This is a genomic window from Ruegeria sp. CDSB117, from assembly GCF_059611005.1.
In genome coordinates, this window is sequence record NZ_JBXWOS010000002.1 from 210,089 (window position 1) to 224,933 (window position 14,845).

Annotated in this window: 11 protein-coding genes and 2 tRNA genes; 8 read left to right on the top strand and 5 right to left on the bottom strand. The window is 57.1% G+C overall.

What is annotated here, in order from left to right:
- Positions 1-1,470, top strand: a complete 1,470-nt coding sequence (locus AC2FJC_RS03870) for a carboxypeptidase M32 (RefSeq protein ID WP_496738481.1) — start codon at positions 1-3, stop codon at positions 1,468-1,470.
- A gap of 159 nt (positions 1,471-1,629) precedes the next feature.
- Complete coding sequence (locus AC2FJC_RS03875) at positions 1,630-2,817, top strand: DsbA family protein (RefSeq protein WP_496738482.1); 1,188 nt, start codon at positions 1,630-1,632, stop codon at positions 2,815-2,817.
- A 54-nt stretch (positions 2,818-2,871) separates the two neighbouring features.
- Here the strand turns inward: AC2FJC_RS03875 and gyrA are convergent, their stop codons facing one another.
- Positions 2,872-5,601 (bottom strand): DNA gyrase subunit A, encoded by a 2,730-nt coding sequence (gene gyrA / locus AC2FJC_RS03880; RefSeq protein WP_496705394.1) that lies wholly within the window; start codon positions 5,599-5,601, stop codon positions 2,872-2,874.
- 193 nt (positions 5,602-5,794) lie between these two features.
- Between gyrA and AC2FJC_RS03885 the strand changes: the two genes are divergently transcribed.
- Positions 5,795-6,064 (top strand): usg protein, encoded by a 270-nt coding sequence (locus tag AC2FJC_RS03885; RefSeq protein ID WP_058271768.1) that lies wholly within the window; start codon positions 5,795-5,797, stop codon positions 6,062-6,064.
- A 91-nt stretch (positions 6,065-6,155) separates the two neighbouring features.
- Positions 6,156-6,851, top strand: a complete 696-nt coding sequence (locus tag AC2FJC_RS03890) for a lipid-binding SYLF domain-containing protein (protein WP_496738483.1) — start codon at positions 6,156-6,158, stop codon at positions 6,849-6,851.
- On the opposite strand, the gene AC2FJC_RS03895 is transcribed toward AC2FJC_RS03890, so the two are convergent.
- Positions 6,852-7,805 (bottom strand): radical SAM protein, encoded by a 954-nt coding sequence (locus AC2FJC_RS03895; protein WP_496738484.1) that lies wholly within the window; start codon positions 7,803-7,805, stop codon positions 6,852-6,854.
- Positions 7,806-7,966: 161 nt separating this feature from the next.
- On the opposite strand from AC2FJC_RS03895, the gene zwf reads away from it, so the two are divergent.
- The 4 genes from zwf (at position 7,967) to AC2FJC_RS03915 (ending at position 13,512) form a co-directional block, all read left to right on the top strand.
- Positions 7,967-9,421: a glucose-6-phosphate dehydrogenase gene (gene zwf, locus AC2FJC_RS03900; protein WP_496738485.1), complete on the top strand. Its 1,455-nt coding sequence runs from the start codon at positions 7,967-7,969 to the stop codon at positions 9,419-9,421.
- Positions 9,418-10,089, top strand: a complete 672-nt coding sequence (gene pgl / locus AC2FJC_RS03905) for a 6-phosphogluconolactonase (RefSeq protein WP_496738486.1) — start codon at positions 9,418-9,420, stop codon at positions 10,087-10,089. Before zwf ends, pgl begins: the two co-directional genes overlap by 4 nt.
- Before the next feature lie 5 nt (positions 10,090-10,094).
- Positions 10,095-11,708 carry a glucose-6-phosphate isomerase gene (gene pgi, locus AC2FJC_RS03910; RefSeq protein ID WP_496738487.1) on the top strand — a complete coding sequence of 538 codons (1,614 nt, stop codon included), beginning with the start codon at positions 10,095-10,097 and terminating at the stop codon, positions 11,706-11,708.
- A gap of 184 nt (positions 11,709-11,892) precedes the next feature.
- Positions 11,893-13,512 (top strand): long-chain-fatty-acid--CoA ligase, encoded by a 1,620-nt coding sequence (locus AC2FJC_RS03915; protein WP_496738488.1) that lies wholly within the window; start codon positions 11,893-11,895, stop codon positions 13,510-13,512.
- Between the two features lie 20 nt (positions 13,513-13,532).
- On the opposite strand, the gene AC2FJC_RS03920 is transcribed toward AC2FJC_RS03915, so the two are convergent.
- The 3 genes from AC2FJC_RS03920 to AC2FJC_RS03930 form a co-directional block, all read right to left on the bottom strand.
- Positions 13,533-13,607: transfer RNA gene (locus tag AC2FJC_RS03920), tRNA-Asn, on the bottom strand.
- Between the two features lie 130 nt (positions 13,608-13,737).
- Positions 13,738-13,812: transfer RNA gene (locus tag AC2FJC_RS03925), tRNA-Asn, on the bottom strand.
- A 76-nt stretch (positions 13,813-13,888) separates the two neighbouring features.
- Positions 13,889-14,803 carry an MBL fold metallo-hydrolase gene (locus AC2FJC_RS03930; protein ID WP_496738489.1) on the bottom strand — a complete coding sequence of 305 codons (915 nt, stop codon included), beginning with the start codon at positions 14,801-14,803 and terminating at the stop codon, positions 13,889-13,891.
- Positions 14,804-14,845 lie beyond the last annotated feature (42 nt).

Consider the following 14,845-nt stretch of genomic DNA (forward strand, 5'->3'; position numbering starts at 1 on the left):
ATGAGTGCTTATGACGATTTGATGGCGTTCCAACGCGAAACTTCGGCTTTGGGAGAGATTGCCGGACGCTTGGGTTGGGATCAGGAAACGGTGATGCCTCGGGGGGCCGCGTCGCAGCGGGCCGAGGAAATGGCAGCGATTGAAGCGGTATTGCACGCGCGCCGATCCGATCCCCGTGTGGCTGAATGGCTGGAGCAAGCCGAGCCTCAGGATCAGGTGGGGCAGGCGCAGTTGCGAGAAATCCGCAGATCCTATGAACGGACCGTCAAGGTGCCTGCCGATCTGGCAACGGCCATTGCACGCGTGACGTCAGCAGCACAAGGAACCTGGGCGCAGGCCCGCGCAGACGAAGATGTCGCCGCTTTCTTGCCCGTACTGGATGAAGTCGTGGCGCTAAAGCGTGAAGAAGGTGCCGCACTGGCGCAGGGTGGCAATATCTACGACGCGATGGTTGAGGATTATGAGCCTTACACGACCGGATCGCAGATCGCCGAAATCTTTGACCAGATGCGCCCGCGTCTGGTAGCTCTGCGCGCCGCTGTTCTGGATAAACCTGCACCTCAGGCTTTGACGGGGAGTTTCGATGAGCTGAAACAGATGCAATTGTCCGAGAAACTGGCCACCACTTTCGGGTATGACCTGAATACAGGCCGTATCGACAAGGCCGTTCACCCGTTCAGCTCGGGCAGCGGCTCGGATGTTCGGATCACCACCCGGACCAGTGAAAACGATCCGTTCAACTGCTTCTATTCGACAATCCACGAGGTCGGCCATGCCGCTTATGAACAGGGGATTGATCCGGCTTATGCCCTGACGCCGCTGGGGCGGGGTGTGTCGATGGGTGTGCATGAAAGCCAAAGCCGGATCTACGAGAACCAACTGGGCCGATCCCGTACCTTTACCGGTTGGTTGTTTGGCCAAATGAAAGACGCGTTTGGCGATTTTGGCATCACCGACGCGGATACGTTCTATGCAACGGTCAACGGTGTTCACAACGGTTATATCCGCACCGAGGCGGATGAGGTGCAATACAACCTCCACATCATGCTGCGCTTTGATCTGGAACGCGCGCTGATGGCCGGTGACCTCCAAGTGGATGATCTTGAGGCCGCGTGGAACGACCGTTTCAAGGCGGATTTCGGATATGCGATCGACAAACCTTCGAACGGATGTCTGCAGGATGTGCACTGGTCAGTGGGTCTGTTTGGTTATTTCCCGACCTATTCGCTGGGCAATGTCTATGCAGGATGCCTTTACCAAGCGTTGCGGAACGCTGTGCCGGAACTGGATGCGCAACTGGCAGCAGGAGACACATCTGGCGCGACAGGTTGGCTGCGTGAGAATGTGCAGCAACATGGTGGGCTTTACGCTCCACGCGAGACCATTCAGCGTGCAAGCGGTATGGAACCCGGACCCGACCCGTTACTTGGGTATCTGGAACAGAAATTTGGCGGGTTATACGGGCTCTGAGGTCAGAAAACGTTTCGTCAAGTTGCCGTGTAGGTGCATTGGTTTTGACCTGAATGAGGGTAGGGTGGTTCGAACGGTTTTACCAAAGGAACCACCTTGTTCTTTGCAACACATGTCAAACCACACTTAGCGTCAATTCTGACCAGCAACACGCGCCTGATGGCGCGTAGGCGCGTGCTGGAGGCAAAGCATCACGTGCTGAACCGCCCGCGCGTTGTCCATTATTTCCATGATGTTTCCGACCCATACTGTCACCTCACCGCACAGGTCTTACAGCAGTTTCGAGACACCTATGATATCGAGCTACGCCCACATCTGATTTCGGGCCCTCCGGCCGAGGCTTTGCCGGACCCGGCAGCACATCTTCAAAATGCTATCAAAGATGCGGCAAGGCTGGCCCGAAAGCTTGGTCTCAGCCCTCCTGAAGGCGCAGTTCCTGACGAGGCTTTCATTGCAGTTGCGAAAAAACAGATGGCAGCCGAACTGACGAATGAGAGCTTTGTTCAAAATGTCCGAGGTATCAGCGAAGATCTTTGGTCGGGAAAGGGCTTTTCGTCTTCGGATCACCCCTTACCGGCTGCGCTGATCGAGGATGGTGACCAACAACTTTCCGCTTTGGGTCACTATCTCGGCGGAACATTTCACTACGATGGTGAATGGTATTGGGGCGTTGATCGTCTTCATTACCTCGAAAATCGGTTGCTGCACGTGGGTCTGGGAAGCGGATCGTCACCGATAGTGTCTTTGCCTTCAGTGCAACTGGAACAAGAGAAGTCTAAAGATCAGCAGATTGAGTTCTTCTTTTCTTTCCGCAGCCCTTATTCGTATCTGGCATTTGACCGAGCTGTCGATTTGGCACGCCATTACAACGCACGGCTGGTTCTGAAGCCGGTTTTGCCTATGTTGATGCGAGGCTTACCCGTCCCTCCACCCAAGTCCTCCTACATCCTTTATGATTGCGTGCGCGAAGCGCGGCGGTTGGGGATCCCATTTGGGCGTATCTGTGATCCTTTAGGCAAAGGAGTCGAGCGTGGCTATGCCGTACTGGATCATGCCGAAGCGCAGGAAAAATTGCCTGAGTTCTGTTCCGCCTTCCTGCGCGGAGTTTGGTCCGAGGGTCTGAATGCCGCAACCGATCGAGGGCTTCGGACTATCATCGAAAACGCGGGGTTGGATTGGCAGAGTGCGAAACCGCACGTTAGCTCGGATCATTGGAGAGATCGGGTAGCGGTCAATCAGGACCGCCTGCAAGAGATCGGGCTATGGGGGGTCCCAAGTTTCCGCGTCGCCGGGGAAAGTGTCTGGGGACAGGATCGTCTTTGGGCAGTCGAAGACCTTTTGATTTGAAAAAGGCGCCACACCCGAAAGTGTAGCGCCTGAATAATTTTATGGATCAGCCGGTTACTCTTCCGCTTCGTCCTCGTCGCCCTGATCGGCGATCCAGGCAACACTTACGACCACTTCGCCTTTGCCGGTGTTGAAGACCTTCACGCCACCGGCCGAGCGGGAACGGAACGAAATCCCATCAACCGGCACCCGTATCGATTGGCCTTTGGACGTCGCCAGCATGATCTGATCTTCCATATCGACCGGGAACGAGGCGACGAGTTCGCCACCCCGCATCGCCTTGTCCATGGCGGCCACGCCCATCCCGCCGCGTCCGCGGACTGGGTAGTCGTGGCTAGAGCTCAGCTTGCCCGCGCCGCCTGCTGTGATCGTCAGGATCAGGTTTTCGGCTGCCGACATCTCGGCATACTTTTCCTGGTTGAAATCACTGCTTGCCGCGGCTTCCTCTTCGTCACCAGCGTCATCTTCGGTAAGCCCTGCAACCGCACGGCGCATTTTGAGGTAAGCCACACGATCTTCGGGGGTCGCTTCGAAATGGCGGATCACCGACATCGAAACCACGCGGTCGCCATTGGACAGCCTGATACCGCGCACACCGGTGGATTCGCGCGAGTTGAACACCCGTACATCGGTGGTGCGGAAGCGGATTGCACGACCCGAATTGGTGACCAGCATCACATCTTCATCTTCCGAGCAGATGCGGGCGTTCACCAGCTCAACATCTTCGGGCAGTTTCATTGCGATCTTGCCGTTGCGTCGGACATTGGTGAAGTCTGACAAGCGGTTACGACGCACGTCGCCCGCGCTGGTGGCGAAGATGATTTGAAGGTTTTCCCATTCTTCATCGGGTACATCTACGGGCATGATCGCGGCGATGGAAACACCGGTTGGGATCGGCAGGATGTTGACGATTGCCTTGCCCTTGCCTGTGCGCCCCGACTGCGGCAGACGCCAGGTCTTGAGCTTGTAGACCATGCCATCCGTCGTGAAGAACAGCAGCTGCGTGTGTGTGTTGGCCACGAAGAGGTTGGTGACAACATCCTCTTCCTTGGTCTGCATCCCCGACAGGCCCTTGCCGCCGCGCTTTTGAGCGCGGAAATCGGCCAGCGGAGTACGCTTGATGTAGCCGCCCGACGTGACGGTCACGACCATGTCCTCACGCTCGATCAGGTCCTCATCTTCCATGTCGCCGGACCAATCGACGATCTCGGTGCGACGGGGCACGGCAAACTGTTCACGAACGCTGCGCAGCTCATCTCCGATGATCGACATGATGCGCTCTCGCGAGGACAGAATATCGAGGTATTCCTGGATCTTACCTGCCAGTTCTTCCAGCTCGTCCGTAACCTCTTTGACACCGATCTGAGTCAGTCGCTGCAGACGCAGGTCGAGGATGGCGCGGGCCTGAACTTCGGTCAGGTTATAGGTGCCGTCGTCGTTCATCTTGGACAGAGGATCGTCGATCAGGCGCAGATAGCTTTCGATCTCAGCCGCAGGCCAGCGGCGGGTCATCAGCTTTTCACGCGCTTGCGCCGCGTCAGCGGATGACCGGATTGTGGCGACCACCTCATCCACGTTCGATACAGCCACGGCCAGGCCACACAGGATGTGGCTGCGTTCGCGGGCTTTGCGCAGGTCGTACGCAGTGCGACGGGCTACGACATCTTCACGGAAGTCAATGAAGGAGGTCAGGAACCGGCGCAGGGTCAACTGCTCGGGCCGGCCACCATTCAGCGCCAGCATGTTGCAGCCAAACGAGGTCTGCATCGGCGAGAAACGGAAAAGCTGGTTCAAAACAACTTCGGGCGTCGCATCACGTTTGAGTTCGACCACGACACGCACCCCATTGCGGTCGGATTCGTCCTGAACGTGGCTGACGCCTTCGATGCGTTTTTCGCGAACGGCTTCGGCAATTTTCTCGATCATCGAGGCCTTGTTCACCTGATAGGGGATCTCGTCCACGACGATGGCGTAGCGGTCCTTGCGGATTTCCTCGACGCGGGTCTTGGAGCGGATTATGACGCTGCCGCGCCCTTCGAGATAAGCTTTGCGCGCGCCGGAACGGCCCAACATCACACCTCCGGTTGGGAAATCAGGGCCGGGGATATATTCGATCAGCTGTTCAGATGTCAGATCCGGTTCATCGATCAGCGCCAGCGTTGCGTCGATGACTTCGCCAAGGTTATGCGGCGGGATGTTGGTCGCCATGCCGACGGCGATACCACCGGCACCGTTGACCAGCATGTTCGGGAAACGGGCGGGCAGAACCGTCGGTTCACGGTCCTTGCCGTCATAGTTGTCCTGAAAATCGACTGTCTCTTTTTCGATATCGGCCAACAGAGATGCGGCGGGCTTGTCCATCCGCACTTCGGTATAACGCATGGCAGCTGGGTTATCGCCGTCCATCGAGCCAAAGTTGCCCTGACCATCCAGCAGCGGCAGCGACATCGAAAAATCCTGCGCCATCCGCACCAGCGCGTCGTAGATCGCGCTGTCACCATGCGGGTGGTATTTACCCATGACATCGCCAACCGGACGCGCCGATTTGCGGTATGACTTGTCGTGCGTATTGCCCGTCTCGTGCATGGCATAGAGGATGCGCCGGTGCACCGGTTTCAGGCCATCGCGAAGATCGGGGATCGCGCGGGACACGATGACCGACATCGCATAGTCCAGATAGGACGTGCGCATCTCGGATTCGATGGATACCGTCGGGCCGTCATATACGGGACGCTGGGGCGGTGTTTCATCCATGTTTTCTGGGGTTTCTGGCGTATCGCTCACGTAACCTGCCCGTTTATTGTGCTGGGTCTATATCTTGTGGATGTACCTTATCAGACCCGGCACATAAGGTGCAAGCAAGCAGCGCATTCTGTGCAAAAAACACCCGTAACACTGGGGTAACATATTGTTAACCAAGGGTTAGGTGGTTTCTGTGTTATGCTGAAGAGACCTTGCAACAATTTTGGAGGTCTGCATGGAGCAAAGCGAAACAGAACTGATGCTCAAGGGGTATGGGCTGACGACGGCCGAATTTTTTTATCACATGCCCGACTATATTCACGTGCTAAATACATTTATCTGGCAGGAATACGACCTTGCGCCGGATCATCCCAAACTATTCGATTTTATTGAATTCTGGCAGCGAGAGATCGAAGGACCGCTGCATTCCGTGCGGTTTACACATCGAAAAATGATCGCGCCCGGGGAATGGCGCAACGTGGTAGGCGAATTCCGAGTGAATTGACGCCCGGGCGCATCAGGCCCAAACCCATATACATTTCCGGTGCATCCGGTATCGTGGCGGCGAAGTCATTGGCCACAAGCGGAAACACGGAATGCCCAGAGTTTTATTGATTGCAGTTGCCATCTGCCTAGCCGGGCCAGTGTCGGCCGAAGGTGTCCTTGATAAAATCAAGAAGGGCGCTGAAAATACGGCTAATGCTGTCGGACGCGGGGCAGAAACCGTCGGGCAGACACTCGAAAAAGGGGCGAACGCGGTTGACGAAACCATCACGTCCACCTCTGATTTGCTGTCCAACGAGGCGACGCCCCAAGAGACCCGCGCCAAGCTGGATGTCATGGCCGTCGATGTGTTGGCGCAGTTGCTTGCCGAAAATCCCGAAGCACAAGCGCTATATGATGTCAGTGCGGGATATGCTGCGTTCGATTCCCGCAAAGTGACGGTGTTCCCGGTGTCCGCAGGGTACGGGCGCGGTGTTGTCGTGAACAAAGAGACTGGTCAGCACACCTATATGAATATGGGAACCGGCGGCGTGGGCGCGGCGATCGGTATCGGCGGGTTCGAAACCAAATTCGTGATCCTGTTTGAAACCCAAGCAGATTTGGACAGTTTTATCACGCAAGGTTACGACGCGACTGCGGAATCCGGCGCGATGTACGGCGAAGAGCGCACCGATGAAACGCTCAGGTTCACAGATGGGCGGTCGTTTTTCGTACTCAGCAAAAAGGGCTGGCGCGTCTCGGCTGGGGCGTCCGGCACGAAATACTGGAAATCGCCCGAGCTGAATTGATCAGCCCGAGCAGCTGGCGCCGCCCAGAACGCAGAACTTTGCGCAATGCGGGTGGTTGAGGTGCACGTCGGCCTCGGCCTCGGCCAGTGTGGTGCCCATTTCAAACTCAGGCTCGTACGGCAGTAGGGTACAGGCCAGAACGGCAGGCCGTTCTGCGCCTTTGCGTTTGACCACCATGCGGGCATTCGAACACATTACAGCCTGGGGTGTTTTGTTCAGAATGCCCCAGCAAGCGGTTGTGATTTCCGGGACTTCGACGGTTTCGTCCATCTCGGGGAACAAAACGGTCTGGCCAGGATTCTGTGCGTCGATGTCAAAGCTGTGCCGCTTGAAGAACGCCTCATACCCGGCGCGGCTGTCGGCGTCGCTGTCACCCCAGACCGTGCGGCCTGCGATGGCGATATTGAACCCGTTGTCGCGCAACCACTCCATGCCAGTGATGGTCTTGTCAAAGCTGCCTTTACCGCGTTCCTCGTCATGCAGTTCGGGGCGATAGTGGTCCACGGAAACTCGAAGTGTAAGCTTGTTTCCATAGTTGCGCTTCAGATCCAGCAACCCTTCGCGCATCTTGCGGCGCATCATCGGCAGCATTGCATTCGTCAGAATCAGGACCTCATAGCCGCGCTCCAGCGCGGCGCGGGTCATGTCGATCATCTCGGGGTTCATAAAGGGCTCACCCCCGGTGAACCCAATCTCACGCACCGGCCAGTTGCGTTCTTCGATCTGGTCCAAGTAGTCGCGCACCTCTTCGGTGGTGATATAGACCAGCGCGTCGTTGGTTGGACTGCTGGCGATATAGCAGTTGACGCATTCGATGTTGCAAAGGGTGCCGGTATTGAACCACAACGTCTCGGGGTTTCTCAGCGCTACGGAAGCGCGGGTTTGCCCATCTGCTGTCACCAATTTGTTCTGAAACTTGCCGATATTGGCGGTCTGAGGCGCGTTGTCTTTCATTCCGGTATCCGGTTCTTTGAAGTTACTTCTGATGTAGCTGCTCGACTCGGATTAGTTAAGTCAGGCAAGTGCGACCTGACAGAGTTTTGATGATGGGGGATTTACGCTGACCGATTGCGCTAACATTGGACATGCCCGGCGGGGCAAGATAAGGAAAAACCATGGTTTCTCGCGTCATACCTGTTGATCCGTTCGATCTCGTCATTTTTGGCGGGACCGGTGACTTGGCGCAACGCAAGATTTTACCGGCCCTGTTTCGGCGCTTTTGCTCGGGGCAGTTGGCCGAAGGTGTGCAAATCATAGGCGCGGCGCGCACGGTCCACGACCGCGCGGGGTTTCAGGCAATGGTCGCCGAATCGCTGCGAACCCATGCGGCTGCACAATGCCAGGACGAGGGCGCATTGCGCGCGTTTCTGGACCGCGTCGATTACGTGACCCTCGACGGATACTCGAACGAAGGCTGGGATCAACTTTCTGACAAGCTGAACCAAGATCGGGTGCGTGCGTTCTATTTTTCGGTTGGTCCGCGCCTGTTCGGGCCTTTGGCCGAAAGGATCAAAGCGCATGATCTTGCAACGCCAAGCACGCGGATTGTCGTTGAAAAACCCTTTGGCCACGATTTGGAGAGCGCACGGGCGTTAAACGCGACCTTGGCAGAGCATTTTCGGGAGAGCCAGATCTACCGGATCGACCACTATCTGGGTAAGGAAACCGTCCAGAACCTAATGGCCGTCCGCTTTGGCAATATGCTGTTCGAACCGCTGTGGAATAGCCAGTATGTTGATCACATCCAGATCACGGTGGCCGAATCCGTAGGTATCGACGGGCGGGAAGAGTACTATGAGCGCGCAGGTGCCATGCGCGACATGATGCAAAATCACCTGATGCAGTTGTTGTGCCTGATCGCGATGGAGCCGCCGGCAAAGTTTGATCCGGACGCAGTGCGGGATGAAAAGCTAAAGGTCATTCGCGCCCTCGATCAGGTCGAACCACATCATATCGTGCGCGGGCAGTTCGATGGAGGCGGCAGCGGGAACGGATACCGCGAAACCGTAGGCAATCCGCGCTCGACCACCGAAAGCTATGTGGCGCTGCGGGCGCATATCAGCAACTGGCGATGGGCGGGTACGCCGTTCTATCTGCGCACGGGCAAGCGTCTGGTGGCGCGGTCTTCGGTGATCAATGTGATGTTCAAAGACGCGCCGCATTCAATTTTCGGCGAAGAGGCTGGACGCCACGCGAATGTCCTGTCGATCCGGCTGCAACCGAACGAAGGTATTACGCTGAAGGTGACGATCAAGGAACCGGGGCCGGGCGGTATGCGCCTGGTCGATGTACCCTTGGACATGAGCTTCGCCGAGGCGCTGGGGTCGGGAAACCAAGACCCGCCGGATGCATATGAACGGCTGGTGATGGACGTGATCCGTGGCAACCAGACGCTGTTCATGCGCGGGGATGAGGTTGAGGCCGCATGGGCCTGGACCGACCCGATCATCGCGGGCTGGCACGCGCGCGGTGACGTTCCAAAACCTTATGAAAGCGGCAGCACAGGCCCGGGCGACGCTGAGCTGCTGATGAAACGAGATGGTCGCCGCTGGCAAGGAATAAACCCATGAAGATTCAGGAATATGCTGATCGCGACATGCTGGCAATTGATGTCGCAAACGCCTTGGCCGGAGAGTTGGAGGCTGCCTTGCTGCATCACGACATGGTTTCGTTGGCCGTGCCGGGCGGCACGACCCCCGGGCCGGTATTCGATGGCCTGTGCGCGGCTGATCTGGAATGGGACCGTGTGCGGGTTTTGCCCACGGACGAACGCTGTGTCCCGGGTGATAGCGACCGTTCGAACGAACGGCTGATCCGGCAGCGCTTGCTGACAAACCGTGCTTCGGCTGCGCAATACGTGCCCCTGTATGTTGAAGGTAAAGAACCGGACGATGTCCTGCCGGAAATCGAATCCTTGATTACACCAGTCTTGCCGCTTTCGGTTCTGGTTCTTGGAATGGGCGAGGATATGCACACAGCTTCTCTGTTTCCGGGGATGGAGGGGCTTGAAGACGCGCTGGATAGTCACGCGCCACCGCTTGCAGTCGCCCGTCCCGAAACCCAACCCGAGGCGCGGATCACGCTGACTGGCCCCGTGTTGGATGGAGCGCTATCCAAACACCTGATTATTTTTGGCGCCGCTAAGCGCGATGCGTTGGACAAAGCCATGTCTCTGCCACCGGAAGAAGCCCCGATTGCCGCCGCGCTGACCGGCATGACAGTTCATTGGGCGGAGTGACACAGATGCAGTTGGACCCGCTCAAAAATCTAGCATCCGAAGTGCAGAACGAGGCCATCCTCGGGCTGTTTGAAAGCGATCCGAACCGGGCTCAGAGTTTTTCCGCGTCCACCGGAGATCTGCTGTTTGATTATTCCAAAACCCAGATCACAGATGACGTCCGAAAGGCTTTGATCGCGTTGTGTGATGAGTCAGGTCTGGCTTCGCGCCGCGCGGCGATGTTCGATGGTGAAAAGATCAACGAAACCGAAGGCCGTGCCGTTCTGCACACAGCGCTGCGTAATCTGGATGGTGGCCCGGTTGAGGTCGATGGTCTGGACGTCATGCCCGATGTTCTGGACACTCTGCAACGGATGCGTGTCTTCGCAGAAGAGGTTCGCGGCGGGGCGGTCACTGGGGCAGGGGGCGGCTTTACCGATGTGGTCAACATCGGCATCGGTGGTTCGGACTTGGGTCCTGTGATGGCGACGCATGCGCTGTCCCCGTATCATGATGGTCCAAGACTGCACTATGTCTCGAATGTGGACGGCGCACATATCGCCGATACGCTGCGCCAGCTTGATCCGACGCGGACGCTGGTGATTGTTGCCTCAAAAACCTTCACAACCATCGAGACGATGACCAATGCCCGAACCGCACGGGCATGGATGGAAGATGGCGGCGTCAACCCGGCCAGACAGTTTGCCGCCGTGTCCAGCGCGCTGGACAAGACCCAAGCCTTTGGCATCCCCAAAGAGCGTGTGTTCGGTTTTGCCGATTGGGTCGGCGGGCGCTATTCGGTCTGGGGCCCGGTGGGCCTGCCGGTAATGATCGCTGTAGGATCGAATGCCTTTGACGCGTTCCTGCGTGGTGGAGAGGCGATGGACGTCCACTTCCGCGCCGCCGACTGGATCGAAAACATGCCGGTCATGCTGGCTTTGGTCGGCATCTGGCATCGCCAGGTTCTGGGTCATGCCAGCCGGGCCGTGCTGCCATACGATCAAAGGTTGCTACGTCTTCCCGCGTATTTTCAACAGCTTGAGATGGAATCGAACGGCAAGTCTGTTGCCATGGACGGCAGTACTCTGACCGTGCCTTCGGGTCCCGTGGTTTGGGGAGAGCCGGGAACTAACGGGCAACATGCGTTCTATCAGTTGATCCATCAGGGCACCGACGTGATCCCGTGTGAATTCATGGTCGCGGCCGAAGGGCACGAACCTGAACTGACCCACCATCACCGCCTGTTGCTGGCCAATTGCCTTGCACAGTCCGAGGCGCTGATGCGCGGACGGTCGCTGGGTGAAGCACGGCAACGGATGGCGGAGAAGGGGTTGGAAGGGGACGAGCTGGAACGGCAAGCCCGTCACCGCGTTTTTCCGGGCAACCGTCCATCCACAACGTTGATGTACCCAAAGCTCACTCCGTTTGTTCTGGGCCAGATCATCGCGCTGTACGAACATCGTGTGTTTGTCGAGGGCGTGCTATTGGGCATCAACTCGTTTGACCAGTGGGGCGTTGAGTTGGGCAAGGAACTTGCGACATCTCTCGGCCCGATCGTTGATGGTGAAGAAAGCGCATCCGGCAAGGACGGCTCAACTGCTGCTCTGGTTGCCTATACAATGCGCCACCGCGATCAGTAACGTGATTTTTGGCAGCCTGCCGTAAAGGCAGACTGCATTCTTTTATTGTCAGACAATTAAATGATTGGCAGGGTCAGTTCTTAGGGAACGCCCTGAACTCTCTGCTTTGCGCACGCGGATAAGAGACTTCGGGCAAGCAAACAGCACTGCCCAACAGAGCGGTGCTGACAACGGGAGGATGTCCATGCTGGGACAGATGATGACGCAGCCTTTGCTGATTTCGTCGCTGATTGATCACGCCGAACGCTATCACGGCCAGACCGAGATCTACTCGGTCGAAACCGATGGGTCGGTCACAGAAACCAATTGGGCGCAAGTGGCACAAAATGCGCGTAAGCTGGCTTCGGCGCTTTCCAAGCTGGGACTGGAACCCCAGGACCGCATCGGCACGTTGGCCTGGAATAACCGACGACATCTGGAGATCTACTATGCCACGTCCGGCGCGGGTTTCGTGTGCCACACGGTGAACCCCCGGTTATTCCCTGAGCAACTGACTTACATCATCAACCACGCAAAAGACCGGGTTCTGTTCTTTGATGAAACATTCATCCCTCTGGTCGCCGCCCTGCACGAACACTTGGCCGAGGTACGCCACTTCGTTTTGATGGGGCCACGGAATGAGGATGCCATTGCCCAAATCCCGGGCGTGGTTTTCTATGATGAACTGATCGAAACCGGCGATGACGATTTCCAATGGCCCAGTTTTGATGAAAACACGGCGTCCAGCCTTTGCTATACCTCGGGTACGACGGGCAATCCCAAAGGCGTTCTGTATTCCCATCGTTCCACAGTTCTGCACAGTTTCGGATCGAATACGCGTGATGTCATCGGCTTTTCAGCTATGGATGTCGTGATGCCAGTGGTTCCGATGTTCCACGTCAACGCCTGGGGGTCGCCCTATGCCTGCGCCATGTCCGGCTCGCGCATGGTGCTGCCGGGGCCGGGCCTGCATGGCGAAGCCTTGGTGACTTTGGTCGATAAATATGGCGTGACGCTTGCAATGGGCGTTCCGACGATCTGGCAGGGCTTGCTGGCACATGCCGAAAAATCAGGAAGCAAACTGGCCAGCTTGAACCGCACCGTGATTGGTGGTGCTGCGTGTCCGCCCTCGATGATTGAGACCTTCCGCGAAACTTATGGCGTTGATACGGTTCACGCGTGGGGTATGAGTGAGATGAGCCCGTTGGGTACAACGAACAATCCGTTGGCCAAGCATTTTGACCTGCCGCTTGAAGAACAACACAAGCTGCGCGAAAGCCAGGGCAGACCGCCTTATGGCGTCGAGTTGAAGATCGTCGATGATGACGGCAAGGATCTGCCTCACGATGGCGTCACGCAGGGCGATCTGCTGGTGCGCGGGCATTGGGTGTTGGACAGCTATTTCCAGATGCAGGATGAAGACCTGCTGCAGGGCGGCTGGTTCGCGACCGGAGATGTCGCAACGTTGGACCCGGACGGATACATGACAATCCGGGACCGGTCCAAGGACATCATCAAATCCGGGGGTGAATGGATCAGCTCGGTCGAGTTGGAAAACATCGCCGTCGCCCACCCACAGCTCGCCACGGCAGCCGTTGTTGGTGTGCCTCATCCCAAATGGGACGAACGCCCCTTGTTGGTGGCCGTCAAAGCCGAAGGTTCCAACCCCAGCGAAGAAGAGTTGCTGGCCTTCTTTGACGGCAAAATTGCCAAATGGCAGGTTCCCGACAAGGTTGTCTTTGTGGACGCGCTTCCATTGAACGCGACCGGCAAGGTCCTAAAGCGCAACCTGCGCGCGGACTTCGAGGATGCCTTGATGGGCTAAGCGCCTGATATTTTTGAAAATGGCTCCGGCGGTAGGGATCGAACCTACGACCAATTGATTAACAGTCAACTGCTCTACCGCTGAGCTACGCCGGAACGGTCCGCGCCGTATAGCAACCTGTTTCTACGGCGTCCAGTGGGGGGCAGAATTTTTTTCGCTAAAATGACATCAATCCAAACAGTGCCAAATTTGGCGTCGTATGAGGGTCTTGATATCAGGGGATTTTGGCTCCGGCGGTAGGGATCGAACCTACGACCAATTGATTAACAGTCAACTGCTCTACCGCTGAGCTACGCCGGAACTGAGGGGCGTATAACAACCCGTTTTTTGCCCGTCCAGAGGAGAACTGCATCAATCGGAAAAAAAATTGAACAAGTCATGCGGTTCTGAAAAAATTGGCATTTCCCGATAGCGCATCAGGTGTGGAGACTTTTGATTTACCATATAGATCAATTAGATGCGCAAACACGTTGCGCTCGGCGGCTGGCAGCAGCGCGATAGGCGTATCGGTGTAAATGCGCTCGGCAAGCTGGCGGGCGGTTCCGGGCTGATCCTCGAGCGCCGCCAGTATCTGAGCTTCGCGCGTGAGGCGGTGATTGATCAGCCAGTCCAAACGTTCGCCAGGATCGGTGATCGGTGCACCATGGCCGGCGTGAAACACGGACCAGTCCCGGGCGCGCAACCTTTGGCAGGCTTGCATGAAATCCGTCAGATCCCCGTCCGGAGGGGAGACCAGCGAACTGGCCCAGCCCATGACGTGATCGGCTGTAAAGCAGACATTGCCCCATCCCAGGGCGATATGGTTTCCCAGATGACCGGGTGTATGGATGATCTCAAGTTGCCAGTCTTCACCCTCGACCATCTCGCCGTCCGCCAGTTCGATATCCGGACGAAATGCGGTGTCTATCCCTTCACCTCCGCCGACCAGACCTTGTTGCGCCAGTTCGGTCATCACTGCACTGCGCCCGGCCTGTGGCCCGCCAAAGGCCAAAATCGGCGCACCGGTCCGTTCTGCCAATGGTGCCGCAAGTGGCGAGTGGTCGAGATGGCTGTGGGTGACGATGATGTGGCTTATCCGTTGACCAGGCTGCATGGCGTTCAGAATCGCCTCAAGATGCGCGTCGCTCAGAGGGCCGGGATCGATGACCGCCAGATCGCGCTCTCCCAATAGATACGTATTCGTACCGCGATAAGTCATCGGAGACGGGTTTGGTGCCAGAATCCTCCGCAGGCCAGTTTGTAATTCGGTTGCCTGACATGGTGGCGGGTTGAAATCGTCGGGCACCTGCATTCTGAGCTCTTTCTCTTGGCGGATCAGCCCGTTAGGTTTAGC